Genomic DNA, 24,784 nt, shown 5'->3' on the forward strand with positions numbered 1-24,784 from the left:
GTAGTATGGATCAAACGCTTACATTTCGCTGGCGAAGCGTGTGCAACGTAATTTCCGGCGGACAGTTTAAGCGAACGGGCAATAGGCTCGTTCCGGCACCAACTGATGTGTAACCGACCATTCTACCGTGATGCCACGCGCCCGCCCCCATCGAGCGCGGTAAGCGAGCCTCCAACTTGATTGGAATTCCGCCGGGAAGGCAGAGCTGTCCACCGTGGGTATGTCCGCTGAGCATTAAATTGAATCCGGCTTTGGCCGCTTCGCTATAGACCTCGGGCGTGTGAGACAGCAAAATGGAAAATGCGTCGCTTGGAATTCGCTTCGCCGCCTTCTCAATGTCGTCGGTCCGGTAGAAATGCGCATCGTCGATGCCTGCTAGATAGATCTGACTATTTTTGCGCGAAATTGTTTCGCACTCATTGAAGAGCATCCGGATCCCCATCTCTTCCAGCGCGGGCACCATGTATATGCTGTCGTGATTGCCAAGCACTCCGTACATCGGCCCTCTTATCCGGGCCCTCAGCTCATGGATGCTCTTGAGGCTCGCGCCGAATGGTCCATAGGTTTTTCCGCGATAATCTCCCGTCAATACGCAAATGTCGTATTTGAGGTCGCCGACAATGCCGATGAGGCGCTGCATCGCTCCCTCGCTTATATCTGCGTGCAGGTCACTGAGATGAAGAATTGTGAAATTTGCAAATGCCGGAGGAAGGCTCTCAAATTCAAGCAGATTTGTCCTAATGGCGATCTGATCGGCGTTGTGACGCGCGCGGTTGTACAGTCCCATCAGCTTCAGCGCGCTGCCAATGATCCAGGGCGCCCTGTACCAATTTTCGAGATTGAAGAGAATCAATCCCTGGCCAAAAATTTGAGCCTCATGTTCAGTCTCAACTTTCAGCCGCCGTTCCACATGTTCGGCGCCGATCCGATCCACAACGCTTTGTAAGGCCAATATTGTCACAGTTGGTAATTGAACCTCGCCCTCGAGCGACTGTCAAAGTGACATAGCCGACCGCGATCGGTGGTCAAGCCTGTCCAGATAGCCAGCATTTTGGAGGTCTTATTTTGACGACATGTCAACTGGCTGCACCTGCGCCTGCTTTCGGGGGGTAAAGCTGAAAGCAGCGTCGGGCGCATCATCTCCGAGTTTATGAGTACACGCTCCAGCGCCTCCCATTCCTATCGAGCGCCGGGCCGCCACGAGAGGTCGTCAGACAACACATAGATCGTAATCGCGGCGAGGCACATCAATACTCCGACCCAGAACATCGGCGAATGATGGATCCGTCTCCAGTCGCGTGCAGGGTGTTGCGGCTTCATTCAGCTCACCTCGTGAGTGCGCACCAGCCATATCACGGCGCTCAGATCGTCGGCAGCACCGAGAACCGCTCCCCTGCCCGCCGCAGCTTCAGCATGTCGGGACCAGCGGCTTCGTCCTGCAGCGCCTCCACCCGCGCCGATGACGGCCCACGCCGGCATGCCGCGATCATGGTCGTCACCACAGCCTCGGGCCCCGCAAAGAGCGCCTCGACGCTGCCATCGCGCCGATTGCGTACCCAGCCTTCGAGATCATGTGCCACCGCCCGGTGCTCGACCCAGGCGCGGTAGCCGACGCCCTGCACCCGGCCTCTGATCATGACATGACGGATTGCATCGCTCATGGCTTTTTCAATCCGAGAAATGCGCCACTGCGCGCTTTCACATCCGCTTCGCGCATCGCCCTGCCGGTCAGTTCGAACGACGCCAGACCTTTCAAGTTCTTCGGCAAGGCTCCCTCACGCAAGGCCTTCAGCGTTTCATAGACCGCTTGCGTGGCGGCGGCGAACGGCGCGTGGCCCTGCAATGCGATCCGAACGCGCTGACCGGCGAGATAATCGAGCGCGGTCATGTCCTCGGGCGCGCCACCGAGCACGATCGGCAGGCGGGTTGCGGCGGAAATGGCTTCGAGCTCGCCTCGGTTCCTGATGCCGGTGAAGAACAGCGCATCGACGCCGCTGGCTTCATACGCTTTCGCACGCACGATCGCGTCGTCGAGACCGGTGACGGATACGGCGCCGGTGCGGCCCATCACGACCAGCGAGGGGTCGCTGCGGCCGTCGAGCGCGGCCTTCATCTTGCCGACGCCCTCCTCCAGCGAGATCAGTTGCGTGCCCGACTGCCCGAACGGTTGCGGCAGCAGCGTATCCTCGATCGTCAGGCCGGCAGCGCCGGCGGTTTCGAGTTCCTGCACGGTGCGTCGGACATTGAGCGCATTGCCATAGCCGTGGTCGGCATCGACCAGCACCGGCAATGTCGAGGCGCGCGACATCCGGCGCATCTGCTCGGCGAGCTCCGTCAACGTGATCAGCGCAATGTCGGGATCGCCGAGCACGACCAGCGAGGCCACCGAGCCGCCGAACATGCCGAGCTCGAAACCGAGGTCTTCTGCAATACGGATCGAGGTCGCGTCATAGATCGACCCCGGCCGTACGCAGGTGGAGCCGTTGAGAATGGAACGCAGTCTCTCTCGACGTTGATGGAAAGCCACAGGAAGGACTCCCTCTTTCGTCATTGCCTTGCACAAACGCAAAGCGTTTGTGCAAGGGAGCGTAGCGACGAAGCAATCCAGCTTCTTTGCGCGGCTATGGATTGCTTCGCTGCGCTCGCAATGACGGGATTTACCTCTACGCAAACTCCAATATCAGCGCGTCCACCGCCAGCGTGGCGCCGGCCGCGGCGTGGATCTTCTTCACGGTGCCGTCGCGCTCGGCGCGCAGCACGTTCTGCATCTTCATCGCCTCGACCACGGCCAACGTCTCGCCGAACTTGACCTCCTGCCCTTCGCTCACGGCAATCGACACCACGAGTCCCGGCATCGGGCACAGCAGCTTCTTGCCGGTATCGGCGGCGGAATTCACCGGCATCAGCCGCGCGGCCGCGGCCTCGCTCTCGGTGAAGACGTTGACCGCAACTTCAACGCCCTGGTGCGCAAGGCGGATGCCGTTCGGGATCGCACGCACCTGCATCGCCACCGGATGGCCGTCGATGGTGCCGTGCCAGACTGGTTCTCCCGGCGTCCAGTGTGAGACCAGATTATGCGGATTGCCGGGCAAACCATCGGCGCCGATGAAACGCACGGCGATACCGTCGGCCTCGCGCGCCACGTCGAGAGCGATTTCGTCGCGACCCAGCCACACCGCGCGGCGGCGCTCGCGCTGCACGAGGCGCCCGCTCATCTGGCCGGAGATCTGCCGCTTGCGCTCGCCGAGCACGTGATCGATCGCGGCTCCCACGGCGGCGAGCCGCCGCGCGATCTCGCCTTCCGGTGGACGCGCCGAAAACCCTTTCGGGAATTCCTCTGCGATGAACCCGGTGGAAAGCTTGCCCTCGCGCCAGCGCGGATGGCTCATCAATGCCGACAGGAACGGAATGTTGTGACGGATACCGTCGACATAAAATGCATCGAGCGCGGTCGACTGTGCCTCGATGGCGGCCGCCCGCGACGGCGCATGGGTCACGAGCTTGGCAATCATCGGATCGTAATGGATCGAAATCTCACCGCCCTCCTGCACGCCGGTGTCGTTGCGGATGGTGATGCCATCCTGACTCGCCTCAGTGGGCGGGCGGTACTTCACCAGCCGCCCAATGGAGGGGAGGAAATTGCGGAACGGATCCTCGGCATAGACGCGGGATTCCACCGCCCAACCGGTCAGCAGCACGTCCTTCTGCGCAATCGCCAGCTTCTCGCCGGCAGCAACGCGGATCATCTGCTCGACGAGGTCGATGCCGGTGACCAGTTCGGTGACGGGATGTTCGACCTGCAGGCGCGTATTCATCTCCAGGAAGTAGAAGCTCTTGTCCTGACCGGCGACGAATTCGACCGTGCCTGCGGAATCGTAGTTGACAGCTTTTGCCAGCGACACCGCCTGCTCGCCCATCTTGCGGCGGGTGGTCTCGTCGAGCAACGGCGAAGGCGCCTCCTCGATGACCTTCTGGTTGCGGCGCTGGATCGAACATTCGCGCTCGCCGAGATGGATCACGTTGCCATGCTTGTCGCCCAGCACCTGGATTTCGATGTGGCGGGGATCGACGATGAATTTTTCGATGAAGACGCGGTCGTCGCCGAACGAGGATTTCGCTTCGGCTTTCGCGAGGTTGAAGCCTTCGGCGACTTCCTTCCGCGAATGCGCGATCCGCATGCCCTTGCCGCCGCCGCCGGCGGAGGCCTTGATCATCACGGGATAGCCGATCTCGTCGGCGATCTTCACCGCGTGCTTTTCGTCCTCGATGACGCCGAGATGTCCCGGCACCGTCGATACCTTTGCCTTGGCGGCGGCCTTCTTGGATTCGATCTTGTCGCCCATCGCGGCGATGGCGCCCGGATTGGGACCGATGAAGACGATGCCCGCCTTGGCAAGCTCGCGCGGAAACGCTTCGCGTTCAGAAAGGAAGCCGTAGCCGGGGTGCACGGCCTCCGCGCCGGTCTTGCGGCAGGCCTCGACAATCCTGTCGATCCGCAGATAGCTCTCGGCGGCGGGCGGCGGGCCGATCAGCACCGCGTGGTCGGCCATTTCGACATGAAGCGCATCGCGGTCGGCCTCGGAATACACGGCTACCGTCTCGATCCCCATCCGGCGCGCAGTCTTGATGACCCGGCAGGCGATCTCGCCGCGATTTGCGATCAGAATTCTCTTGAACATGTTCTTCTTGCTTGAGCTTTGGGCGGGATCCTCACCCGCAATGTGACATGCGGGGACGCGGGCAACAAACCCGTCGTACAGCAAAAATCAATGGAGGCAACGGTCTCGTATCAGCCTCGCCGCACCGGCCGGCGGTAATTCACCCGGAATAGGCGTTGAACCGGCCTCGCGCATAGGCGCGGGACACCGCCTTCATCAGTTCGCCGACCTCGGACTCCAGATATTCATTGGCCACGATCAGCGCGCGGACCGTCGCCCTCATGTCGCCGCCGCAGGCTGAAATCGCTTGATCCACCGCGGTTTCCAGCCCGTCGTCCTCTTCGAATTTCGGCTGTGAAGAGGACGACATGGCAAATATTCCGTGTTGAGCGACACCGTCCATGTTCCTCTTTTGTTCACATGAAGTCAATGGGCCGTTCGGCGCGTGGCCGCAACGGCGCTGACGGTTTTCCCCAACCTGCTTTCATGCGCGATTAGCGCCAGCGCCTTGGTTCAATCACTTCACCTTATGCTAGAAAGCGCTCGCGGGTGTGGAAGTGATTTGAAATGAAACAGATGCGGTCACGAATTTTTCTGGTTGCGGTGTTGCTATCGATCGTACTTCCGGCCAGCCAGAGTTCGGCTGCCACCGCCATCGTCCGGGATGGCAGCACGCTTCAGCTTGGCAATGTCACCTACCGGCTCGACGGCATCGAGGTCCCAACCGTCGACCAGTTCTGCATCGACGAGCATGCTGACGTGTGGACCTGTGGGATCGAGGCGCGCGGTCAACTGAGCAAGCTAATCGAGGGCAAGCAGGTCCGCTGCGACGATCTCGGTCCCGATCCCTCCTACAAGAAACGGCACATTGGCGTGTGCAAGGTCGAGGGCGAGACCACAAGTCTCAGCCAGTTGCTGGTCCGCAACGGCTTTGCCTTGAATGTCGAAGCCTCCGCCAGCGGGCGCTTCAACATAGATGAGGCCCGCGCCAAAGACGACCGCCAGGGACTCTGGAAAGGCTGCTTCGTCGCGCCGCACGAGTTCCGCGCCGGCAAGAAGGACGGTCCCCTGCTCGGCGCCGCGTGCCGCGCCGATCGCGACCGCGAAATCCGCGAAGCCTTGTTCCCCGAAGATCTCGTGATGCCGGCGGGCTGCAACATCAAGGGCAAATACGCGGTCCGCGCGCGCGTCACCGGGAACCTCGGCATCTATCATCTGCAGGCGTGCCGCTCCTATCCGGGCCTGACCAAGCCGGATCGCTGGTTTTGTTCCGAGGAAGACGCGCAAGCCGCCGGGTTCCGCAGGGCCTATAACTGCCGGTCAACCACCAAGAGCAAATGAGGCTGGCAAAGCCGCCGCTTCCTGTGTGAAGGTGCCAGCAGAGGTTGCCGGCACGCATGACCCCTTCCAATACTTCGAATGTCTTGCCTGAAGCTGCCGCCGAACGCTTGCGGCGACATCTGCAGGAAATCGCGAGCGAGCGCGACAGGGCTCATCGCGCCTTGCAGGAACGCGAAGCAGAGCTGGCGCGGATCCAGCGCATCGCCGGTGTCGGCGGTCTCGAAATCGATTTTCGTGGCGGCGTCAGGAACCGCCGCTCCCCCGAATATCTCCTGGTTCACGGCTTGCCGCCCGAGGCGGCTAACGAGACCTACGAGGAATGGGTCAGCCGAATCCATCCCGAGGACCGCGAGCGAACGGTCCAGCATCTGTTCGGCGTACTGAAGAGCGAGAGCGAGGACTATTCGGCCGAATACCGCATCGTCCGGCCGAATGACGGTACGACCCGCTGGATCCGCGTCGTCGCCAAGATCGAGCGCGACCGCGACGGCCGCGCGCTGCGGCTGGTCGGCGCCGATTGCGACGTCACCGCTCAGATGCTGGCGCAGGCCACCTTGCGCGAAAGCGAGGAGCGCTTCCGCCTGATCGCCGACAGCGCGCCGGTGCCGGTCTGGGTCACCAAGCTCGACCGCACGCGTTCCTTCGCCAACCAGGCCTATCTCGATTTCCTCGGGCTGCCGTTCGAGGAAGCCATCGTGTTCGACTGGCGCAAGCGGCTGCATCCGGACGACCAACAGCGCGTCGTGCAGGAATCGATCGCGGGCGAGGCCTCGCTCAAGCCGTTCGTGCTGGAGGCCCGCTACCAGCGCGCCGACGGCGAATGGCGGTGGCTGCGCTCCGAATCCCAGCCGCGCTGGGATGCGACCGGCAAGCATATCGGCTTCATCGGCGTCGCCCACGACATCACCTCAGCCAAGCAGGCCGAGCACGATCTGCGCCGGCTGAACGAAATCCTCGAATTGCGGATCACCGAACGGACGGCGCAGCTCGAATCCAGCGAAGCCCAGATGCGCGCGATCTTCGAGACCAGCCACCAGTATCAGGGGCTGCTCAACGCGCACGGCGACGTTTTGCATTCGAACAGTACCTCGCTCGCCGGCATCGGCGCAAATGCCAGCGAGGTGATCGGCAAGCCGTTCTGGGAAACGCCGTGGTTTGCCGGAACCGAAGGCATGCGGGACGCCATCCGCGACGCCTTCATCGCCGTGATGCGGGGCGAAGAAATCCAGACCGAGATGCGGCTGCAGCTGCCAATCGGCGAGCGCTATTTCGACTTTGCGATGCGCCCGCTGCGCGATCAGCACGGCGCGATCATCGGCGCAGTGCCGGAGGCGATCGACGTTACCGAGCGCCGCCAGGGCGAGGAAGCGCTGCGCCAGTCGCAGAAGATGGAGGCGGTCGGACAATTGACCGGCGGCGTAGCGCACGATTTCAACAATCTGTTGACCATCATCCGCTCTGCGACCGACTTCCTGCGCCGCCGCGAACTGCCGGAAGAGCGGCGCCGGCGCTACATCGACGCGATTGCCGAGACGGTGGAGCGCGCCTCCAAGCTGACCGGACAATTGCTGGCGTTCGCCCGCAGGCAGCCCTTGAAGCCGCAGGTGTTCAATGTCGGCACCCAGGTCGAGGCGGTGGCGCAACTGATCCGCCCGCTGGTCGGCGCCCGGATCAGGATCGACGTCGACATTGCCGATCTCAACTGTTTCGCGATTGCCGATATCGCGCAATTCGAAACGGCGCTGATGAATCTCGCCGTCAACAGCCGCGATGCCATGAACAGCGAGGGCCGGCTGACCATCCGTGTTCGCAAGGTGGATGCCATTCCGCCGCTCCGCGCCCAGCCCGCACGTGGCGGCGATTTCGTCGCCATCACCGTGACCGACACCGGCACCGGCATCGAGCCCACCCTGCTCGAGACGATCTTCGAGCCGTTCTTCACCACCAAGGAAGTCGGCAAGGGCACCGGCCTCGGCCTCAGCCAGGCGTTCGGCTTTGCCAAGCAATCCGACGGCGACATCGCGGTCGCGAGCGAGCCCGGCCGGGGCGCGACGTTCACGATCTACCTGCCGCAGGCCGCAGTGCCGGCCGATGCCGTCGAGGCCGCCGCGACCGCCACCGAACCCGCCGCGCGCGGCCGCGGCTACCGCGTCCTCGTGGTCGAGGACAATGACGACGTCGGCCAGTTCTCCACTGAACTGTTGGAAGATCTCGGATACACCGTCCGCCGCGTTGCCAGCGCGGATGCTGCGCTGGCGATCCTTGCCGAGGACGAATTCTCCGCCGACCTGGTGTTTTCCGACGTCATCATGCCCGGGATGAACGGCGTCGAGCTCGCCGGCATCGTGCGCGAGCGCTATCCCGGTCTGCCCGTGGTGCTGACCAGCGGCTACAGCAACGTGCTGGCGGAGAATGCCCACCGCGGCTTTGAGCTGATCCAGAAGCCCTATTCGGTGGAATTGCTGTCGCGAATTCTCAGAAAGGCGATTTCCGAGGCGCAGCCGCAGCCGGGCTGAAGCAACCTGGTCTCCGGCCTCACGCTGCGGCCTCGACGCCGGCCTTCCTCGATGCCAGCAGCGCGCGGATCTCCTGCGCCGGACGCGCCGCGCTGAACAGAAAGCCCTGCATCTGCGTGCATCCGAGATTCTGCACGGTCTCGCGCTGCTGCACCGTCTCGACGCCTTCCGCCGTGGTGACCATGTTGCGGTCGGCGGCGATGCTCACCACCGCGCGGATGATCGAGGCCGACGAGGAACTGCGCGTCACTTCCTTGACGAAGGACCTGTCGATCTTGATCTTGTCGAACGGAAAACGCTGCAGATATTGCAGCGAGGAATAACCGGTTCCGAAATCGTCGAGCGCGATGTGAATGCCGAGCGCGCGGAGCTGGTTCAGCGTCGCCAGCGCCGCGTCGTCGTCCGCGATCAGGACGGCTTCGGTGATCTCCAGCTCCAGCCGGCGCGGGTCGAGCCCGGTCTCGGTGAGCGCTGCCGCCACTTTCAGCGACAGCGTTTCCGATCGGAACTGAATCGGCGAGACGTTGACAGCGATGCGGACGTGGTTGGGCCAGGTCGCTGCTTCCGCACAGGCGGTGCGCAACACCCACTGCCCGATCTCCTCGATCAGGCCGGTTTCCTCGGCGACCGGCACGAAGTCGGCCGGAGAGACCATGCCGCGCACCGGATGCCGCCAGCGCAACAGCGCCTCGCAGCCGGTGACACGGTCGCTACGCAGATCGACCTGCGGCTGATAGTGCAGCTCGAAGCTGCCCTGCGCCAGCGCCGCGCGCAAATCTGCCTCCAGCTCGCGGCGATAATTGGCTTGCTGCTCCATGGCGGGATCGAAGAAGCGATAGGTTCTGCGGCCGGCCGCCTTCGCCGCATACATCGCGAGATCGGCGTTCTTCAAGAGATCGAACAGGTCCGAGCCGTCGCGCGGCGCGACAGCGATGCCGATGCTGGCATCGCTGGCAAGCTGGTGGCCATCGCAGTCGAACGGGGTGCGCAGCGCCTGATAGATCCGCGCGAGCAACGCGTGGACATCCTCGGCGCTCTCGATGCCGTGCTGAAGGATGGCGAATTCATCCCCGCCGAGGCGGGCGATGAAATCTTCAGGTCCCACCGACTGGCGCAACCGCTCCGCCACGCCCTTCAGGAACTCGTCGCCGATCAGATGTCCCAGCGTGTCGTTGATGCGCTTGAACTCGTCGATGTCGATATAGAGGATCGCGAATTCGTGCCCCTCGGTTTCCAGCAGCAACCCTTCCGCATGGCGCTGGAACAGCGAGCGGTTCGGCAGATTGGTCAGCGCGTCGTAATGGGCGAGATGTTCGATCCGGGCCTGGTCGCGCCGCCCTTCGGTGACGTCTTCCAATGTCGTGGCCCAGCCGCCGTCCGGCGAGCGCTTGAAGATCAGCCGGATCGTGCGCCCATCCGGCGTCGAGGTTATCGTGTCCTGCACGAGGCTGCCATTGGGATCGAGAAACCGGGCACAATAGGCGTCGACGTCGCCGACAAAGGAGCCGCGCTCGTAACGGTGCCGGATCAGATCGCGCAGATGACAGCCGGGTTTGACCACGTCGGGCGAGAGCCCGAACATGTCGATATATCGCCGGTTGCAGATCACCAGACGGCCTGAGGCATCGAACAGCAGCAGGCCCTGCGTCATGTTGTTGATGGCGGTGTCGAGATGCTGGCTCTTCTCGGAGAGCTTGCGCTGCGCGGCGGCATGCTGGCCGCGTAGCTGGCGCACGACCAGGAAGACCATGCCGATCACGACGACGATCGCCAGCGCCGCTGCAAAAAATTGCAGCCTGGTCTGCGCCCGCCAGTCGGCGAGCGCGGTCTCGGTCCTGGTGGTCGCGACGATGAGGATCGGAAAGTGCGTCAGCGACCTGACCGCGCCGACCTTGTCTTCCGACAATCTCGCACTGGTGAAGCGTCCCGACATATTGCCGTCCACGGCCAGCGCGCGTCGAAACGCCTCGGTGCCGGCAACATTGAAGCCGATCAGGCCGTCGTCCTTGGGATAGCGGGCGATGATGGTGCCGTTGCTGTGAATCATCGAGATTGCGGTACCGCTGTTGAGCTCCAGCGATCCAACAAAGGCGTCGAAATGCGAAGGCTCGACACCGCGGCTGGCGAAGCCGATGATCTCGCCGTTCCGGCCAACGATCCTGCGCGCAAACAGCGTGGTCCAGTTCTTCGTCACCTTGCTGACGACCGGCTCGACGATCACGTCGGACGTCGGTCTCCCGGACGTGAACTCCTTGAAGTACTGGCGGTCGGCGATGCTGAGGTCCGGCACCGGCCACATCTCAGAGGAATTGATCAGCCACCCCTTGGCGTTCCACAGGTTCAGTGCGCCGACATGCGGCAGCGCCGAAAGCTTGGAGCGGAGCATCTCGTGCGCGCTTAAGCTCGACATGCTCTGTTCGAATTCGTCAGACGTATCGACCCCATCGGCCTGCATGCCGGCGACGACGTCCTCGTGTACGTGTTGGAGATAGCTCAGTTGCTGGTCGAAATGCCGCGACAGCAGCAGCGCGCTGTTGTTGAGTTCGCGTTCGGCGACTTCCAGCGCCCGCTCGCGGTATTGCATGGCGAAATAGCCGGTGCCGAGCATGATCGCGATCACAAGCACCGCCGCACTCAGGATCAGCCACTGGATTGCACCCAGCCGGATCCGCCACGGCAGGCTGCTACCGAACAGCGGCCGGCTCTCCGCGATGATTTCTTGCGATGAATTGTTCAGCATTTTTGCTGCCCCCACAGGCGCTTGTTGTAGGGAACACAAGCCAAAAGGGCGTTAGCAAAATGAGTTATCGCGAGGTTAAAGCGGCGGCGGAATCAGGCAGTTTCCGCCATCTCCTCTTCCTTGAGACTGCACTCGATCAGTGCGCCGTCGATCGTGAACTTCGAAAACAGCGCGCCCGGTGTCGAAGCCTGCAGCGCCGCGAAGTACTGCGAATCTCCCGGGCTCTTCAGAAAGAAGCGGATATGGCTTGCCGACATCGTATCCCTCGACAGCCACACGATGCCGGAGAACAGCGCCACCATCATCTGGGCGTATTGGCCGGCGTCTGCGATCCCCAGCTCATAGACCGGCGACACTACGATAAAGCGCGCCCGCAGGATCGGTGACGGGAATTTGCTCATCATCAGGCGGCTGACCTGGCAGGCCGCATGAATCCGCTCGCCATCGGAAAGGCAGTACAGGCTGGGGTGGTCGCCTTCCTTGGTCAGGCCGTCATAGGCCGTAAAGCTGCCCGTCGAAAAGGTCGAAAAATCCTCGCCGACGCTTTCAGCGTCCTTCTTCCACTGGCCCTTGATCGACCGCCAGGACCTGTCCGGCTCTTTCATCGGCAGAAGGCGCATGACTAACCAGAGGTTAATGCAAAAGTTGATGCCGGCATTTTACGGACAGCGGCTAAACGTTTGCTTACGCTGGCGCCGGCCGCGCAAATATTTGTTCGACCTCGTAAAACTACTACCCTGGCAGGCGTTTGCCGTGGCGATTTAGCTGCGCGCCGCGTTCGAAAAGCACCACGACGAGACCGAGGGACACGATGACGTCCTCCATTGTTGGCGGGCAGACAACATTTGGATTGAACGAAATGGTTCCTAAACCGCGCGCGACGCCTCAGCCGTGCCCGGCCGCAAGATCGATCAGCGCAATCCCGAGGTCCGCCCGCTTCTTTCGTCGAAGCGTTGCCGGGACTTCGGTCAAGACCACTTCGAGCGTCGGCCTCACCGTGCCTGCCAGCAGGTGGCCGCCGCGGGTCGAGCAGTCGGCGAGCCCGAGCACGATGTGGACATGAAGGCTGGGCTTGCCGTCATCGCCGACGGCTATGTCGCCGATCGCACTGAGCACCTCGCATTGCTCATTGACCTCAATCTTGCGGTAGCTCTTCGAAGCAATGTCGAACCAGCCGACGGTGGCCCGCTCGAAGGCGCCGATCGCCGTCAGCGACGCCGCTGATATCCCCGATTCATTGGCGAAGCGGGTGAGCGCTGCAAACGCCTCCTCGCCCGTGTCAAGAATGATGACGTGAACCTGCGCCTGCTCGTCGGCGCCGATGCGCTTGCTCTTCATGGATGACCTCGCAATTGCCGTTCAGCCCGCGATACGTCTGCAATTCGACGGTTGCGCCCGCCTACTCGAGCGGGTCACGCGGTACTCCCGGTCAATCGGCATCGACATGCATCGTTCCCTGAATCCGCCGGATTCGCACGGCGGATGCGACGATACGAACCGGTTTGGAACCGCGGCATGCGCGGACGGTTCACTAGGCGGAGGCCCTAATGGAGATCGAAAGCCGGCTGAAGACCGCACTTGATGAATCGAGGCTCCTGATCCTGGGAGCCCAGGTGCTGTTTGGATTTCAGTTCGAAGCTGTCTTTCAGGAGCGGTTTTCGGATATCTCCGAGGGAGGCCGCATGATCCATAACGCGGGACTTGTGCTGATGCTGATCAGCATCAGTCTGCTGATTGCTCCTTCGCTGTTTCATCAAATCATCTTCGGCGGAGAGAGCCTGCCGGGAGCCATAGCAACAGCGACGATGCTGGCCGGCGCCAGTCTGTTGCCGCTGACGGTCGGCCTGGGCATATCGGCCTTCGTGACGTTCGAGCTCCTGTTCGGTCGTACCTTCGGCATCGTTGCAGGCACGTCGTTCACGGCGATCGGGCTCGCTTTTCTCTACGGCCTCGGCTTCGCATTAAAACGAAATCGGACGAAACAGATGCCAGAAATGTCCAACGAGACCTCGCTGAAATCCAAGATCGAGCAAATGCTCACGGAGGCCCGGGTCATCATTCCGGGCGGGCAGGCCCTGCTCGGATTTCAACTGATCGCCACATTGACGAAGGCGTTCAACGAACTGCCGGACCTGTTCAAATATCTTCATTGTGCCGCACTATGCGCGGTAGCGCTGGCCGTCATCCTTTTGATGACGCCCGCCGCGGTTCACCGCCTCGGTTTTCAGGGCGAAGACGATCCGGAATTTTTCAACATTGGCTCTCGTCTTGTGATCGCCGCCTCGATACCCTTGGCCATTGGTATCTCCGGCGACGTCGCGGTGGTGTTTTTCAAGACGACCGGAAGCACGGCCATTGCCCTGAGCGCTGGGGCGATCGCACTGTTCGCTTTGCTCGCATTCTGGCTGGCATATCCGCTCTGGCACCGTACTCGCTACGCGGCCTGACAACGTCGCCGCTGGGGTGCGTCGACGCAAGAGATCATTCGCAAAAGCGAAGCCGCCTTGCGGCGGAACATGAAACCGGAACTGAAACCTCACATCCGTTTGAAATGACCGGATCACGATACCGGAACGGTGGCTATCGCTATTCGTTGGCTCCAAGTCACTGCAAGGCCACTACAACGGAGGCAACTTATGAACTTGAAGCTCCTGACAGCAGCGGCTGTTCTTTCCACTGCGGTCGCAGCGCCGGCACTGGCGCAGGATCCTCACGGACGGTCAGATGCCATCCGTCAACCGCAAACCCAAAGCCGCGTCTATCAAGACCGCGTCTACCATCGACACAGCGGATTCTGGCCGGGTGAAGTAGCCGCGGGCGTGGTTGGCGGTGTGATCGGAACGGCCGGCGCCATCGCCACCGCTCCATTCCGAAACGACGTCTACGCCTATAATGACGGCTACTATGGCCGCCGCTACTATGGCGGCTACAACAGCGGTTTCGTCTGTCAGCCTGGCACGACGTTCATAGGCCAGGACGGTCGACGTCACATCTGTCAGTAACGAGAACGTATGCGAGACGTAAACGTATGCGAGACTTAAGAGAGGCGGCACGGCCGCCTCTCTTGTCTGCGGAGCTAGATCCGTATCGGCAATCAGCTAGCTGACCCCGCGCGCTTGGGGACGGCCTCCCCCTTCTTTCGTTTCTTTCCCGGCGGATCGCCGCCTCGATCCACTCTGCTCACCCGCTGGGCGCGCTCCTTGTCGCGAGGCTGCTCTTGTCCGCGCTCATCGCGGACGATGCCCTGGTCATGGCGATCATCGTCATGGCGCTTGGCGGTCGATCCCGGCTCCGTCGCTTCGCGCTGCTGCTCCTTGGCTTCCTGCACCAGCCGCTCATCGCCGAGCATTTGCCCGATGATCTGTTTGGTCTGGGCTTCGGCCTTCTGTTGGAACTTGCTCATGGCTGGCCTCCTGGCAATGAGAACGGCGCCGGGGCTCCGATGTTTCCTCTGACGGCTCCGACCTTGACCACGCGGCTGCCATCCAGTCCCGCTCTCGAGGCCGGTTCCGCACAATGTAATGATCCCGCCGCAGCGCAAAACTAAACGGGCGCGACGACGGATCACCGGAACTGCTTCTTGTGGGGGAGAATGCGCTGCGTGCTCAACTTCCAGCGCGTCGGCACCCAGCGCTATTTCGATGCCGCCGGCTTCCCCAGCCGCACCCTCGGGCTGGAGGCGGAAGGCGGAAAACAGAAAAACGGCGGGGAAATAACCCCGCCGCGTGTATCTGACTATCCGATGAGCCATAGCCCCTTGTGGATATCGAATTTTACCAAACCTTCGTCGCGCATTTTCAGAAGCAGGGCCTGGCAGGCCTCCTCATTCGGAAGATTGGCACGCCTCATGACTTGGTAGGCCTTGAGCGGCTTCTCGCGGAGCGCGTTCAGGATATTCTCGCGATCTTTCAGCATGACTGGTCCTGCAATCCAAAACTGGCGTTCATGATGAACTGCTCAAGCCGCCATGACGAGTTTGATCTGGCCGTCTTCAAGATTTCCCGCCGCGAGCGCGTCGCGCGCCATTTTTTCGATAACGGGCCAATTTGTAAGAAGATACTTCTGGGCCAGCGCCTTTGTCGGCAGCTCGGTTTGCAGAATGCAGCGCTGTCGCGCATTCCCGTTCGCGATCTGAAAGGATACCGCTTGCGGCCCCTCGATGATCTCTTGTTCGGTGGGCTTGGCAGCTATCCGCATCCGCTATCCTTTTTGAACGTCTGATTGGGTCAAGCTGTCGGGATCGACATCGACCGCCGCGCCTTGGTCCGTTTCTTAAGCTTGCAAATAAGCGGCGAGCCGCCGGCGGCCAGCTAGGACTGATCGTCCTTGGCCTTTGGGGCGCGTTTCGGCCTGTCATCCGCGATCGGCTGCGTGTTGCGGACCGCCTCGGCCAGCATCAGGCGCAACTCATCCTTCGTCTTCGGTGGTTGCCGCGTGGTCGATGATTTCCATTGTGCCATGGAACTCTATATGGGGTGCCCGAGCGAGAATTAAAGCCCCGGGCCGCTGGCTAAGCCAGCCTATTCTGCTGGAACTTGGGCGAAGGTGAAAGATCGAGCTTTGCTGTCATACAGTCTTTGGGGCGGTCGGTCGCGATATCGTCAATCCGAAAGCGGCTAAAATCAAAGCGACGCCTGAAGCGATCGTTCGCACTTGATTCCAGAACTGCCATCGCCCTGAATAGCTTTCCCACACTTCCCGCGCGGCTTCAATGTCTGCCGGAACAGGCGTCACCGCCAGCGCCTCGTTCATGGGAACGTTCACAGCCATTGTGAGGAAAAGGCCGAAAACCATATAGACCGCAGCCGCGGCCAAGTACCAGAACGCAGCCAAACTTTGATCGGCAAAGCGCATTGCGGCCGCCGTGAGAACCAGAACGACCGGCGTCAGGAAGAATGCGGGAAAGAACACCGCGTTGCGCACTGAGGCATTCATCGCCTTCATGGCGGCGATTGCGACACGGGGATCCGCCTGATCGAGTCCCCACATCGTCGAGCAGACCCAGGCATAGAAGAATCCGAAAATCGCGCCGCAAAAGACAATTGACGCGATCGACAGCGCTACGAGCAATCTAGGCATTGCAGCCTCCCCCAGGGCGATCATTCCGTTCTCACGACCAATGCAAACCACCAACAGGCTAATCATCCGTTGTGCGCGTGGCCTTTGTTAAAATTACAGTGTTCAGTTCGTAGTAGGGTGGGCAAAGGAGCGTTAGCGACGTGCCCACCATCTATCATCAAGCACGCTGCTTGATGGTGGGCACGCTGTCGCTTTACCCACCGGACAGCGCGCTGCGGGCTGATTTGCTGCGCGCGTCAAGTGCAATCTCAGGCGGTAGACTGCGACATTTCAACCCGACGGGCAAATCAGTAAAAACCTGTCCAGCCCCCTCTGCAAAAATATTCCGCTTAACTTCTCGAGCAAATCATCGGCATAACTCCGCCTGTCTCACGGCAGATGAGGGGCGTTGGCCATCGTCACGAACGTGCGGTGAGATGCGGTGGACGCTGAGGGCGCGATAGACGTACGCGCCGGACGCGTACGGTGAAGTCGTGTGGTTCGGGCGCCGCGGTGCTGGCGCTAAGTTGGCGGGAAGTGTCCCGCTGACGACGGAGGCAAAAGAGCCGTTCTCCGGGAAGAGCACGAAGTAAGCCGTAAAGCCATTGCGCAGGGAAGGCCGGAATGCTCGCGCTGCCCTGTATGCTCGTGTGCACTTTTGTTTGCGCAAATCGCACGCGAGACCGCGGGTGCAGCAAGCACCCGGTCTTCCCTGCGCCCTCTGTTCTCGATGAGGGCGGGAAGTTGATAGCAAACCTCGGGCGCAACGCGCCGCGAGATCGCGAAGGTGTGTTTTCGTAGGATGGGTGGAGCGAAGCGATACCCATCGTCACGTGTGTCGGCATTGATGGGTATCGCTTCGCTCCACCCATCCTACAAAACAAAAACGGCGGGAAATGACCCGCCGTCCTCAGATCAATGATCGCCGGATGAACCTACAGCATCCCCATGTCCAGCATGCCCGGCAGTTGCGCGAGTGGCAGCGCGGCGGCGCCGATCAGGGTTGCGACCAGCGCCGCGAGGCGGTGGTTGGTGCGGCGCTTGCCGCGCATCTGGCTGGCAAGCCATTCCAGCACCTTGGTATCGATCTTGGCGGCCTGCGTCGGCGCCCAACTCTCGATGTCGGTATCGGGCGACAGCGCAACCGTGCGCGGCGGCACCGGCAGGCCGGACTCGGAGGCCGCATGATGGGCGACCGCCTTGGCCAGGAGGTCGTCGAAACGTCCGTCGTCGGTACGCTCGGCGGCGGCATCGCTGATTTCAAACAGCGCCTCGACTTCGGCGCGGCTGACGGGCTGATGCTCGACCGCGCTGACGGTCAGGATGCGCGCGCACCAGGCGGCGTCGTCGGCATCGAGCGCGCGGGAGAAATGGATACGGCCCCTGGTCGTCGGCCCCTCGCCGGTGATCACGCCGTCGCGCACGATGGTGAGCGCGTGCGCCGCGGTCTGGCGGCAGGATGGTTGGGGGACGTCGGACGTTTCGGCGGACGTGTCAGTGGCTTTGGCAGTAGGGGCAGGCATGGTTGCACTTCTCAATTTCTTTTTTTCAGGTCCAGCATTTCCATACGGGGCATGAACGAGCGGTTAACGATTCGAGACTCGCATTCCCTGATTTTTACATGGTTGCCAATTGGTCGCTGTGAGGTCGGTCACGGTTCGGGCCAAGGCAGCCCCCCGGCGGCAAACCGGCCGGGCGTGATGAGGACCATAAAAGGCGATATCGGGGCAATCCGGACAATTGCGGTCGGCGGGTTTTTTCGCCACAGAGGCGCGGATCGAAAGAAGATGCTAGGAGTTCCGGGCTTGCGGGGAAGGATCTCACCTTTTGCACGAGGAGGTTCACCTAACCGCTCCCATTAAGTATAATCTCCAAGCCAATTTCCACTGTAACTAGAACAAGATGAGGTCACATCATGGCACTCCCGATTGGCGCAACCGCCCCCGATTTCGAAGCCCAGACCACCGAGGGAAAAATCAAATTCCACGACTGGATCGGCAATAGCTGGGCGCTTTTGTTCTCGCACCCGAAGGATTTCACGCCGGTTTGTACCACCGAACTCGGCGCTCTCGCGAAGTTGAAGCCGGAGTTCGACAAGCGCGGCGTCAAGCTGATGGGTCTGAGCGTCGATCCCGTCGACCGGCATTCGAAATGGTCCGAGGACATCAAGGAGACGCAGGGGGCGGCGCCGAACTACCCGATGATCGGCGACACCGATTACAACGTCTCCAAACTTTACGAGATGCTGCCGGCTTCGACCTCCGGCGATCCCCTCACCCGCACGCCTGCGGACAACCAGACCGTCCGCAACGCGATCGTGATCGGCCCCGACAAGAAGATCAAGCTGACGATCGTCTATCCGATGACCACCGGCCGCAACTTCCAGGAGATCCTGCGCGCGATCGACTCGCTGCAGCTGACCGCAAAGCATCGCGTCGCGACGCCGGCCGACTGGAAGCAGGGCGAGGACGTCATCATTGCAGGCTCGGTCAGCGACGACGAGGCGAAGACGATCTATCCGGCCGGCTGGAAGGCGCCGAAGCCGTATATCCGGATCGTGCCGCAGCCGAAGTGACGGCTGCGATTGCGAAGCAATCGAAGCCGTCATCCCGGAATGGTCCGAAGGACCATATCCGGCATCTTGAGATTCTCTGGTGCGCAATTGCGCACCAGAGTTCGATGCTACGCATCGCCCCGGAATGACTCAGCTTCGAGCCACCAACCAATTCGCCACGAGCAATCCGGCGGTCGACGAGACCGCCGTCACGAATGCGCCCCAAGTGATGTCGACGATCGCGACCGGCCAGCTCCAGTGCTTGAGCAGCGCCAGCGATGTGAGGTCGAACGTCGCATAACAAAACAAGCCGAACAGCGCGCCATAGAGCAGCGTCGACTGCCAGGTAGCGCCCTGCCCGCCGCTGACGAAGATCACGATGCCGGCGACATAGAACAGATAGAAAAGGATCGCGGGTGCGATCTTGATCTCGCCCAGCATGTTGCCGACCTGCGAGGTGAAGAACTCCTTGGCGACGACGCCAAGGAACAGAAAATCAAGCGGGATGATGACGAACAGCGTCACCAGATAGAGCGCGGCGTATCGGTTCACGGAAGCCCTCCAGCCCGGGAAACGAGGGGCAATTGTTCGCAGCATAGAGAACTACGAATCCGGAGGCTTCCGGTTTCACCGGCGGCGCCATGCGTCGCCGTGACGCTTCCGTCAGGCGGCGCGGACGCGGTCGAGGAATTTTTCGACCTCGGCCTTCAGGTGCAGGCTCTCACTCGACAGATTCTGCGCGGAAGCAAACATCCGACTCGACGTCTCGCCGGTCTCGTCGGCGCCCTGCGCGGCGTTGCGGATGTTGGCGGCGACGTCTGCCGTGCCGCTGGCCGCTGCGCGAACGCTCTGGGCGATGTTCTGGGTGGCGCCGCGCTGCTGCTCGACCGCCGCCGAGATCGAGGTGGCGATATCGCTGATGCGCTCGATGGTCTGGCCGATCGCCTTGATGGCGCTGACCGACTCTTCGGTCGCAAGCTGCATGTTGCCGATCTGGCTGGAAATCTCCTCGGTCGCCTTCGCGGTCTGACCGGCGAGACTCTTGACCTCCTGCGCCACCACGGCAAAGCCGCGGCCGGCATCGCCCGCCCGCGCGGCCTCGATGGTGGCGTTGAGCGCCAGCAGGTTGGTCTGCTCGGCAATCGAGGTGATCAATTTCACCACGTCGCCGATCCGCGCGCCCGCTTCCGACAATTCGTTGATGCGCTGGTCGGTGGCGACAGCCTGCTTGACGGCGTCGGCCGCGATCCCGTTCGATTCCTGGACCCGGCGGGTGATTTCGGCGATCGAGCTGGAGAGCTCGTCGGAGGCGGCCGCCGCGGTGCGGACATGCTCGGAGGCGGTCTCGGATGCGCCCGCCGACTTGCCGGAGAGCCCGGCGGTAGTCCGCGCGGTCTCGGTGAGCTGCCGCGCGACACGCTCGAATTCGCTGGACGAGTTGAGCACCTTGTCGAGGATGCCGCCGACGCTGGTCTGGAACTCATCGACGAAGCCGCGCAGTTCAGTCTTGCGTTGCTCGGCGGCGGCGGCAGCAGCCGCGGTCTGCTCGTCGCGCATCCGGCGGCGTTCGACCGAGTTGTTCTTGAACACCGCGACGGTCCGCGCAATCTCGCCGATCTCGTCCATTCGGTCGTGGCAGTCGATTTCGACCTCGGTATTACCGTTCGCGATTGCCGTCAGCGAGGCCGTGACCGAGGTCAGCGGCTTGGTCACCTGGCGCACCAGCACCATGGTCAGCAACATCACGAGCAGCGCAGCGATGCCGGCTGCGATGGCCATGTTCTGGATGGCATGCGACAGCATGCTCTCGAACTGCGCCATCGGAATGCCGACATAGAGAAGTCCGATCACCTTTCCGGCCGGATTCATGATCGGGTAGTAGGCCGTCATGAACGTCTTGCCGAACAGCGTCGCCGGGCCCCTGTAGGCCTCGCCGCGACGCACGACCGCCTGCCCCGGATGGTCGGGGGCGAGCTGGGTGCCGACGGCACGGTCGCCGTTCTCCTTCTTGACGTTGGTGGTGCGGCGGACAAACTGGTTGCTGGCGTCGTCATAGACGAACAGGGTCGCGTTGCCGCCGGTATAGCCGACCGCGCGATCGACGATCGCGTGGTCCTTGAACTCGGGCATCTTGGGCATTTCGGCGCGCGCGACGGCGCCGTCCTTGAGGGTGATCTTGGCGTCGCTGTAAGTCTCGGCAAACGCCAAGCCCAGCGTGCGCAGATTGACTTCGATGTCCCGCAGCGCCCTGTCGCCGAACTCTGATGTCAGCGACCAATGGGCCGCCCCCACCACCAGCGCGGTATTTACCGCAATCAGAAGGATGGCCGAGATGACAGCCTTGGTGCCGAGCCGCAGCTTGAGCGCCGGCAAGAACTTTCCAATGGATTGCGTGGTCATAGCTAGAAATCCCCCAAAATCGTGACCAATCTGCCCCGTTTTGCTTACGATCGCCTTAATGGGCACAACCCAGGGAAAATACTGATAAGCCTCAGGAAATTTATACGTGCACAAGGGCCGGGGGCACTACCTCAAACTGAGCGGCGATTGACCACCAGCACCGCAGCAGCACACGCGACCATGCCGACAATCGAAACCGCGTCGAGCTTCTCGCCGAACAGCACATACGCCATCAGCGACGTCACGGCCGGGACCAGATAGAACAGGCTCGCCACCGACGTCGCGGCCGAGCGGCGGATCAGCCAGTACAGCAGTCCGATCGATCCGATCGACAGGACGACCGCAAGCCAGGCCAGCGCCAGCATGAACTCGGTGGTCCAGTGCACCACATTGGTCTCGAACAGCCATGCGCCGAGGCCGAAGAAAATCGTCACCGCGACGTATTGCACAAGATTGCCGGAACGCCAGTCGATCGCACCGCAGTAGCGGCGCTGGTAGAGCGTGCCCAAGGTGATGCTGACCAGCGATATGGCCGAGGCGAGCCATCCCCAACCCGCCTCCCCGCTCATCGGCCGGTCGTGCAGGATCAGCATGACGCCGGCGAGCCCGAGCAGCAATCCGCCCCATTGCAGCGGCGTGACGCGCTCGCCGAGCCAGCGGCTTGCGAGCGTCGAGGTGAGGATCGGCTGCAGGCCGGGAATCAAAGCCGACAGCCCCGCCGGAATCGAATGCGCGATCGCGATCGCCGTGCCGCCGAGATAGATTCCATGCACCAGAATGCCGGCGACGGCGCTATGCGCAACGCCGATGCGATCCGGCCAGCGTGGCCGTGCGACCGCCACGATAATCGCCATCAGTCCCACGACGCAGGCCATGCGGATCGCGAGATAGGTCAGCGGCTCGGCGCTGTTCAGCACGTATTTGGTGCCGATGAAGCCGGTGCTCCAGAGCACGACAAAGATCGCCGGCGCCGCGCGCGCGGCAATTTTTTCGAAGTCGCCAGTCATTTGCCGCCCCTGTTGCCCGATCACATGCCATGCGGCAAGGACCGATCGCGCCGGGTTGCCGAGCGCAACCACCCCGGTCGCGATCCAGGCGCCGGATTCGCGTTCGATACAGCGATCGGCACTGCCCCCTCATGCCAAAGGTCCGTTAGCCGCTTGAAACCAATCAGCATGAACGCAATTGACCCCGGGAAGGCACGGAATCCAAAACTTCCGGATCGCGGATTTTGGAGAATTAAGCGATGGCAATCAGATGGTGCCGATCGCGAACATTGTGGACGCTCGCTGCATTCCTGCTGATGACAACAGTCGTCAGCGCCGAGGGCGAAAAATCAGCCCGTCCATCCGAATTCCTGCTGCTGGCCCAGATCGCGCTGTTGGTAGCGGTCGGACGCGGGCTCGGCGAAATCATGCAGCGGATCGGCCAGCCATCCGTGATCGGGGAACTGTTGGCCGGCCTCTTGCTGGGCCCTTCCCTGTTCGGATGGCTCTGGCCCGCTGCGCATGCCGCGATCTTTCCACCCTCCCCCGAACAAAAAGCGCTGATCGAGGGCATCGCGCAGTTCGGCATCCTGTTGCTGTTGCTGCTGACGGGGATGGAAACGGACCTCAAGCTGGTCCGCAAGGTTGGCCGTGCGGCCGCCTCGATATCGATTGCGGGCATCGTGGTCCCATTCATCTGCGGTTTCTCGCTCGGCCAATTTCTGCCGCAGAGCCTGCTCCCGCATCCCGAAGCCCGCCTCGTGGCTTCGCTGTTTCTCGGCACCGCGCTATCGATCTCGTCGGTAAAAATCGTCGCCGTGGTCGTGCGCGAAATGAACTTCATGCGGCGGAATGTCGGCCAGATCATTGTCGCCACAGCCATCATCGACGACACCATCGGCTGGGTCATCATTGCGATGATCTTCAGTCTGGCATCGCACGGCACGCTCGATGTTTTTTCCGTCGGTCAGGCCGTGCTTGGCACCCTTCTCTTCCTGGCCATCAGTTTCACGGTCGGCCGACGGCTGGTGTTCCGCCTGATCCGCTGGACCAACGATTATCTGGTGAGTTCGGCCGCGGTCATCACCGTCATCCTGCTCCTGATGAGCACGATGGCGATGATCACGCACCTGATCGGGGTTCACACCGTGCTCGGCGCGTTCGTCGCCGGCATCCTGGTCGGCGAATCGCCAATACTTACGCGGCAGATCGACGAGCGATTGCGCGGCTTGATCACCGGCCTGTTCATGCCGGTGTTTTTTGGCATGGCGGGCCTGAGCACGGACCTGACCGTGCTTTTGGATCCTGACCTGCTCCTGCTGACGGTCGCGCTGGTGCTGATCGCCAGCATTGGAAAATTCGGCGGCGCGTTTGCGGGCGGCGCGCTTGGCGGCCTCACGCCAAGGGAATCCTACGCGCTGGCAAGCGGAATGAACGCGCGCGGCTCCACCGAAGTCATCATCGCCACCATCGGTCTTTCCATGGGGGTACTCAGCCAAAACCTGTTCTCGATGATCGTGATGATGGCGATCCTCACCACCATAGCGATGCCGCCGATGCTTCGCGGCGCGCTTTCCCGCCTTCCACTCGGAAATGACGAAAAGATACGCCTTGAGCGCGAGGAGTTCGAGCAAAACGACTTTGTCGCCAATCTCGAGCGTCTGCTGCTCGCCGTGGATGAAGGCGCGAATGCGAAATTTGCCTCTCGTATCGCCGGCCTGCTCGCGGGAGCGCGCGGCCTCCCAGTTACGGTTCTCCATGTAGGTGCCCGTGCCAAACAACAGGAGGGAAAGCGCCAGGATGAAGACAGCCACGAGGCCATCGTAAGAGAAGCCGCCACGGCGATCGCAAAGGCCGACCGAGAGAGTGTGGGCGATGTCGAGGTAACGACGCGTGCCCCAGCCCAAGGGGCCGCCGCTGCCGTTGCGGAAGAGGCGCGAAAGGGGTTCGATCTTCTCGTCGTCGGAGTGGAGAATGTCTTGGGCAAAGACGGCTTCGACAAGAAAGTCGAAGACGTCACATCGGGCTTCAAGGGGCCTGTTGCCCTGGTTGCGGCCAAGGGCGTCCACCTCAAGCAACCCGCGAGCGCGGAGTTCAGGATACTGGTCGCGGTTTCCGGAAGTGCCTTATCGCGGCGCGGTGCGGAGATCGCGGGTGCGCTGGCGCGCTCGAGCCCTCATCCGCTCAGGGTGGTTTATGTGTCCACGACCAGGGACAAAGGCGCGCGCCGGCGCAGCGCCAGCATGTCACTCGCCAGCGAGGAAGGTATTTTGAAAGACGCCGTGGCGGCAGCGGCCCGTTATGATGTCGACGTCAGAACGACGCTGCGTACGAACGCGGCTCCCGAAGAAGGCATCCTGCAGGAAATCGAGACCAGCGGCGCCGACCTTGTCGTTCTGGGGGTCGACCGGATCAAGGGGGAGTCGCTGAACTTTGGCGGCGTAGCCACCGCGATCCTCAGCAAATCAAGAGTGTCGGTGTTGCTGATCGCGGACGGCGAAGCCAACCGGAAGGATTGATCCAGGGCGTAG

Annotated in this window: 23 protein-coding genes; 6 read left to right on the forward strand and 17 right to left on the reverse strand. The window is 62.0% G+C overall.

Annotated features, from left to right (window positions below; translation table 11 throughout):
- Positions 1 to 10: 10 nt before the first annotated feature.
- The 5 genes from V1279_RS19195 to V1279_RS19215 form a co-directional block, all read right to left on the reverse strand.
- Positions 11 to 934 carry a metallophosphoesterase gene (locus V1279_RS19195; protein WP_334438892.1) on the reverse strand — a complete coding sequence of 308 codons (924 nt, stop codon included), beginning with the start codon at positions 932 to 934 and terminating at the stop codon, positions 11 to 13.
- A 427-nt stretch (positions 935 to 1,361) separates the two neighbouring features.
- Positions 1,362 to 1,661 carry an acylphosphatase gene (locus V1279_RS19200; RefSeq protein ID WP_334438894.1) on the reverse strand — a complete coding sequence of 100 codons (300 nt, stop codon included), beginning with the start codon at positions 1,659 to 1,661 and terminating at the stop codon, positions 1,362 to 1,364.
- The gene (locus tag V1279_RS19205; RefSeq protein WP_334438896.1) at positions 1,658 to 2,527 is read right to left on the reverse strand and encodes an isocitrate lyase/PEP mutase family protein; all 870 of its coding nucleotides are present in this window, start codon (positions 2,525 to 2,527) and stop codon (positions 1,658 to 1,660) included. Before V1279_RS19205 ends, V1279_RS19200 begins: the two co-directional genes overlap by 4 nt.
- 136 nt (positions 2,528 to 2,663) lie before the next feature.
- Positions 2,664 to 4,679: an acetyl/propionyl/methylcrotonyl-CoA carboxylase subunit alpha gene (locus V1279_RS19210; protein WP_334438897.1), complete on the reverse strand. Its 2,016-nt coding sequence runs from the start codon at positions 4,677 to 4,679 to the stop codon at positions 2,664 to 2,666.
- A gap of 139 nt (positions 4,680 to 4,818) precedes the next feature.
- A complete protein-coding gene (locus V1279_RS19215) occupies positions 4,819 to 5,028 on the reverse strand; it encodes a hypothetical protein (RefSeq protein ID WP_334438899.1) in 210 nt (69 codons plus the stop codon).
- A 206-nt stretch (positions 5,029 to 5,234) separates the two neighbouring features.
- Between V1279_RS19215 and V1279_RS19220 the strand changes: the two genes are divergently transcribed.
- Positions 5,235 to 5,999, forward strand: a complete 765-nt coding sequence (locus tag V1279_RS19220; RefSeq protein WP_442894899.1) for a thermonuclease family protein — start codon at positions 5,235 to 5,237, stop codon at positions 5,997 to 5,999.
- A 56-nt stretch (positions 6,000 to 6,055) separates the two neighbouring features.
- Positions 6,056 to 8,515 (forward strand): PAS domain S-box protein, encoded by a 2,460-nt coding sequence (locus V1279_RS19225; protein ID WP_442894792.1) that lies wholly within the window; start codon positions 6,056 to 6,058, stop codon positions 8,513 to 8,515.
- Between the two features lie 19 nt (positions 8,516 to 8,534).
- Here V1279_RS19225 and V1279_RS19230 read toward each other — a convergent pair whose 3' ends face one another.
- The 3 genes from V1279_RS19230 to V1279_RS19240 all read right to left on the reverse strand — a co-directional run bounded on the left by V1279_RS19230 (position 8,535) and on the right by V1279_RS19240 (position 12,593).
- A complete protein-coding gene (locus tag V1279_RS19230) occupies positions 8,535 to 11,255 on the reverse strand; it encodes a bifunctional diguanylate cyclase/phosphodiesterase (protein WP_334438905.1) in 2,721 nt (906 codons plus the stop codon).
- Positions 11,256 to 11,347: 92 nt separating this feature from the next.
- Positions 11,348 to 11,875 (reverse strand): hypothetical protein, encoded by a 528-nt coding sequence (locus tag V1279_RS19235; protein ID WP_334438908.1) that lies wholly within the window; start codon positions 11,873 to 11,875, stop codon positions 11,348 to 11,350.
- A 265-nt stretch (positions 11,876 to 12,140) separates the two neighbouring features.
- Complete coding sequence (locus V1279_RS19240; protein ID WP_334438911.1) at positions 12,141 to 12,593, reverse strand: PPC domain-containing DNA-binding protein; 453 nt, start codon at positions 12,591 to 12,593, stop codon at positions 12,141 to 12,143.
- Between the two features lie 209 nt (positions 12,594 to 12,802).
- Here V1279_RS19240 and V1279_RS19245 point away from each other — a divergent pair, with 209 nt between their 5' ends.
- Together V1279_RS19245 and V1279_RS19250 are read left to right on the forward strand one after the other, a co-directional pair.
- Positions 12,803 to 13,702: a DUF6328 family protein gene (locus tag V1279_RS19245; protein WP_334438914.1), complete on the forward strand. Its 900-nt coding sequence runs from the start codon at positions 12,803 to 12,805 to the stop codon at positions 13,700 to 13,702.
- A 189-nt stretch (positions 13,703 to 13,891) separates the two neighbouring features.
- On the forward strand, positions 13,892 to 14,257 hold the full coding sequence (locus tag V1279_RS19250) for a hypothetical protein (RefSeq protein ID WP_334438917.1): 366 nt from the start codon (positions 13,892 to 13,894) through the stop codon (positions 14,255 to 14,257).
- A 92-nt stretch (positions 14,258 to 14,349) separates the two neighbouring features.
- On the opposite strand, the gene V1279_RS19255 is transcribed toward V1279_RS19250, so the two are convergent.
- The 6 genes from V1279_RS19255 to V1279_RS19280 form a co-directional block, all read right to left on the reverse strand.
- On the reverse strand, positions 14,350 to 14,658 hold the full coding sequence (locus tag V1279_RS19255; RefSeq protein ID WP_334438919.1) for a hypothetical protein: 309 nt from the start codon (positions 14,656 to 14,658) through the stop codon (positions 14,350 to 14,352).
- 332 nt (positions 14,659 to 14,990) lie between these two features.
- Positions 14,991 to 15,170 (reverse strand): hypothetical protein, encoded by a 180-nt coding sequence (locus V1279_RS19260; protein ID WP_212422847.1) that lies wholly within the window; start codon positions 15,168 to 15,170, stop codon positions 14,991 to 14,993.
- 42 nt (positions 15,171 to 15,212) lie between these two features.
- Positions 15,213 to 15,452: a hypothetical protein gene (locus tag V1279_RS19265; RefSeq protein WP_334438922.1), complete on the reverse strand. Its 240-nt coding sequence runs from the start codon at positions 15,450 to 15,452 to the stop codon at positions 15,213 to 15,215.
- 113 nt (positions 15,453 to 15,565) lie between these two features.
- The gene (locus V1279_RS19270; protein ID WP_334438924.1) at positions 15,566 to 15,715 is read right to left on the reverse strand and encodes a hypothetical protein; all 150 of its coding nucleotides are present in this window, start codon (positions 15,713 to 15,715) and stop codon (positions 15,566 to 15,568) included.
- 106 nt (positions 15,716 to 15,821) lie between these two features.
- Complete coding sequence (locus V1279_RS19275; RefSeq protein ID WP_334438927.1) at positions 15,822 to 16,400, reverse strand: anthrone oxygenase family protein; 579 nt, start codon at positions 16,398 to 16,400, stop codon at positions 15,822 to 15,824.
- Positions 16,401 to 17,248: 848 nt separating this feature from the next.
- Complete coding sequence (locus tag V1279_RS19280) at positions 17,249 to 17,836, reverse strand: hypothetical protein (protein WP_334438929.1); 588 nt, start codon at positions 17,834 to 17,836, stop codon at positions 17,249 to 17,251.
- A gap of 392 nt (positions 17,837 to 18,228) precedes the next feature.
- Here V1279_RS19280 and V1279_RS19285 point away from each other — a divergent pair, with 392 nt between their 5' ends.
- Positions 18,229 to 18,888, forward strand: a complete 660-nt coding sequence (locus V1279_RS19285; protein WP_334438931.1) for a peroxiredoxin — start codon at positions 18,229 to 18,231, stop codon at positions 18,886 to 18,888.
- 129 nt (positions 18,889 to 19,017) lie between these two features.
- On the opposite strand, the gene V1279_RS19290 is transcribed toward V1279_RS19285, so the two are convergent.
- From V1279_RS19290 to V1279_RS19300, 3 genes are all read right to left on the reverse strand, one after another.
- A complete protein-coding gene (locus V1279_RS19290; protein ID WP_334438933.1) occupies positions 19,018 to 19,419 on the reverse strand; it encodes a DUF2177 family protein in 402 nt (133 codons plus the stop codon).
- A gap of 111 nt (positions 19,420 to 19,530) precedes the next feature.
- A complete protein-coding gene (locus tag V1279_RS19295; RefSeq protein ID WP_334438936.1) occupies positions 19,531 to 21,267 on the reverse strand; it encodes a methyl-accepting chemotaxis protein in 1,737 nt (578 codons plus the stop codon).
- Between the two features lie 131 nt (positions 21,268 to 21,398).
- The gene (locus V1279_RS19300) at positions 21,399 to 22,274 is read right to left on the reverse strand and encodes a DMT family transporter (protein ID WP_334438939.1); all 876 of its coding nucleotides are present in this window, start codon (positions 22,272 to 22,274) and stop codon (positions 21,399 to 21,401) included.
- A gap of 239 nt (positions 22,275 to 22,513) precedes the next feature.
- Between V1279_RS19300 and V1279_RS19305 the strand changes: the two genes are divergently transcribed.
- Entirely contained in the window at positions 22,514 to 24,772 is a 2,259-nt protein-coding gene (locus V1279_RS19305; protein WP_334438942.1) for a cation:proton antiporter domain-containing protein, read from the forward strand.
- Positions 24,773 to 24,784 lie beyond the last annotated feature (12 nt).

Source organism: Bradyrhizobium sp. AZCC 1610 (genome assembly GCF_036924515.1).
Classification (GTDB): Bacteria; Pseudomonadota; Alphaproteobacteria; order Rhizobiales; family Xanthobacteraceae; genus Bradyrhizobium.

What these genes read in the sequence shown, in the direction of transcription:
- V1279_RS19220 (WP_442894899.1), top strand. Translation starts at nt 5,235, where the DNA reads ATGCGGTCACGAATTTTTCTGGTTGCGGTGTTGCTATCGATCGTACTT.
- V1279_RS19300 (WP_334438939.1), bottom strand. Translation starts at nt 22,274, where the DNA reads ATGACTGGCGACTTCGAAAAAATTGCCGCGCGCGCGGCGCCGGCGATC.
- V1279_RS19270 (WP_334438924.1), bottom strand. Translation starts at nt 15,715, where the DNA reads ATGGCACAATGGAAATCATCGACCACGCGGCAACCACCGAAGACGAAG.
- V1279_RS19305 (WP_334438942.1), top strand. Translation starts at nt 22,514, where the DNA reads ATGGCAATCAGATGGTGCCGATCGCGAACATTGTGGACGCTCGCTGCA.
- V1279_RS19230 (WP_334438905.1), bottom strand. Translation starts at nt 11,255, where the DNA reads ATGCTGAACAATTCATCGCAAGAAATCATCGCGGAGAGCCGGCCGCTG.
- V1279_RS19260 (WP_212422847.1), bottom strand. Translation starts at nt 15,170, where the DNA reads ATGCTGAAAGATCGCGAGAATATCCTGAACGCGCTCCGCGAGAAGCCG.
- V1279_RS19255 (WP_334438919.1), bottom strand. Translation starts at nt 14,658, where the DNA reads ATGAGCAAGTTCCAACAGAAGGCCGAAGCCCAGACCAAACAGATCATC.
- V1279_RS19210 (WP_334438897.1), bottom strand. Translation starts at nt 4,679, where the DNA reads ATGTTCAAGAGAATTCTGATCGCAAATCGCGGCGAGATCGCCTGCCGG.
- V1279_RS19285 (WP_334438931.1), top strand. Translation starts at nt 18,229, where the DNA reads ATGGCACTCCCGATTGGCGCAACCGCCCCCGATTTCGAAGCCCAGACC.
- V1279_RS19225 (WP_442894792.1), top strand. Translation starts at nt 6,056, where the DNA reads ATGACCCCTTCCAATACTTCGAATGTCTTGCCTGAAGCTGCCGCCGAA.
- V1279_RS19245 (WP_334438914.1), top strand. Translation starts at nt 12,803, where the DNA reads ATGGAGATCGAAAGCCGGCTGAAGACCGCACTTGATGAATCGAGGCTC.
- V1279_RS19295 (WP_334438936.1), bottom strand. Translation starts at nt 21,267, where the DNA reads ATGACCACGCAATCCATTGGAAAGTTCTTGCCGGCGCTCAAGCTGCGG.
- V1279_RS19215 (WP_334438899.1), bottom strand. Translation starts at nt 5,028, where the DNA reads ATGTCGTCCTCTTCACAGCCGAAATTCGAAGAGGACGACGGGCTGGAA.
- V1279_RS19250 (WP_334438917.1), top strand. Translation starts at nt 13,892, where the DNA reads ATGAACTTGAAGCTCCTGACAGCAGCGGCTGTTCTTTCCACTGCGGTC.
- V1279_RS19235 (WP_334438908.1), bottom strand. Translation starts at nt 11,875, where the DNA reads ATGCGCCTTCTGCCGATGAAAGAGCCGGACAGGTCCTGGCGGTCGATC.
- V1279_RS19200 (WP_334438894.1), bottom strand. Translation starts at nt 1,661, where the DNA reads ATGAGCGATGCAATCCGTCATGTCATGATCAGAGGCCGGGTGCAGGGC.
- V1279_RS19265 (WP_334438922.1), bottom strand. Translation starts at nt 15,452, where the DNA reads ATGCGGATAGCTGCCAAGCCCACCGAACAAGAGATCATCGAGGGGCCG.
- V1279_RS19275 (WP_334438927.1), bottom strand. Translation starts at nt 16,400, where the DNA reads ATGATTAGCCTGTTGGTGGTTTGCATTGGTCGTGAGAACGGAATGATC.
- V1279_RS19280 (WP_334438929.1), bottom strand. Translation starts at nt 17,836, where the DNA reads ATGCCTGCCCCTACTGCCAAAGCCACTGACACGTCCGCCGAAACGTCC.
- V1279_RS19240 (WP_334438911.1), bottom strand. Translation starts at nt 12,593, where the DNA reads ATGAAGAGCAAGCGCATCGGCGCCGACGAGCAGGCGCAGGTTCACGTC.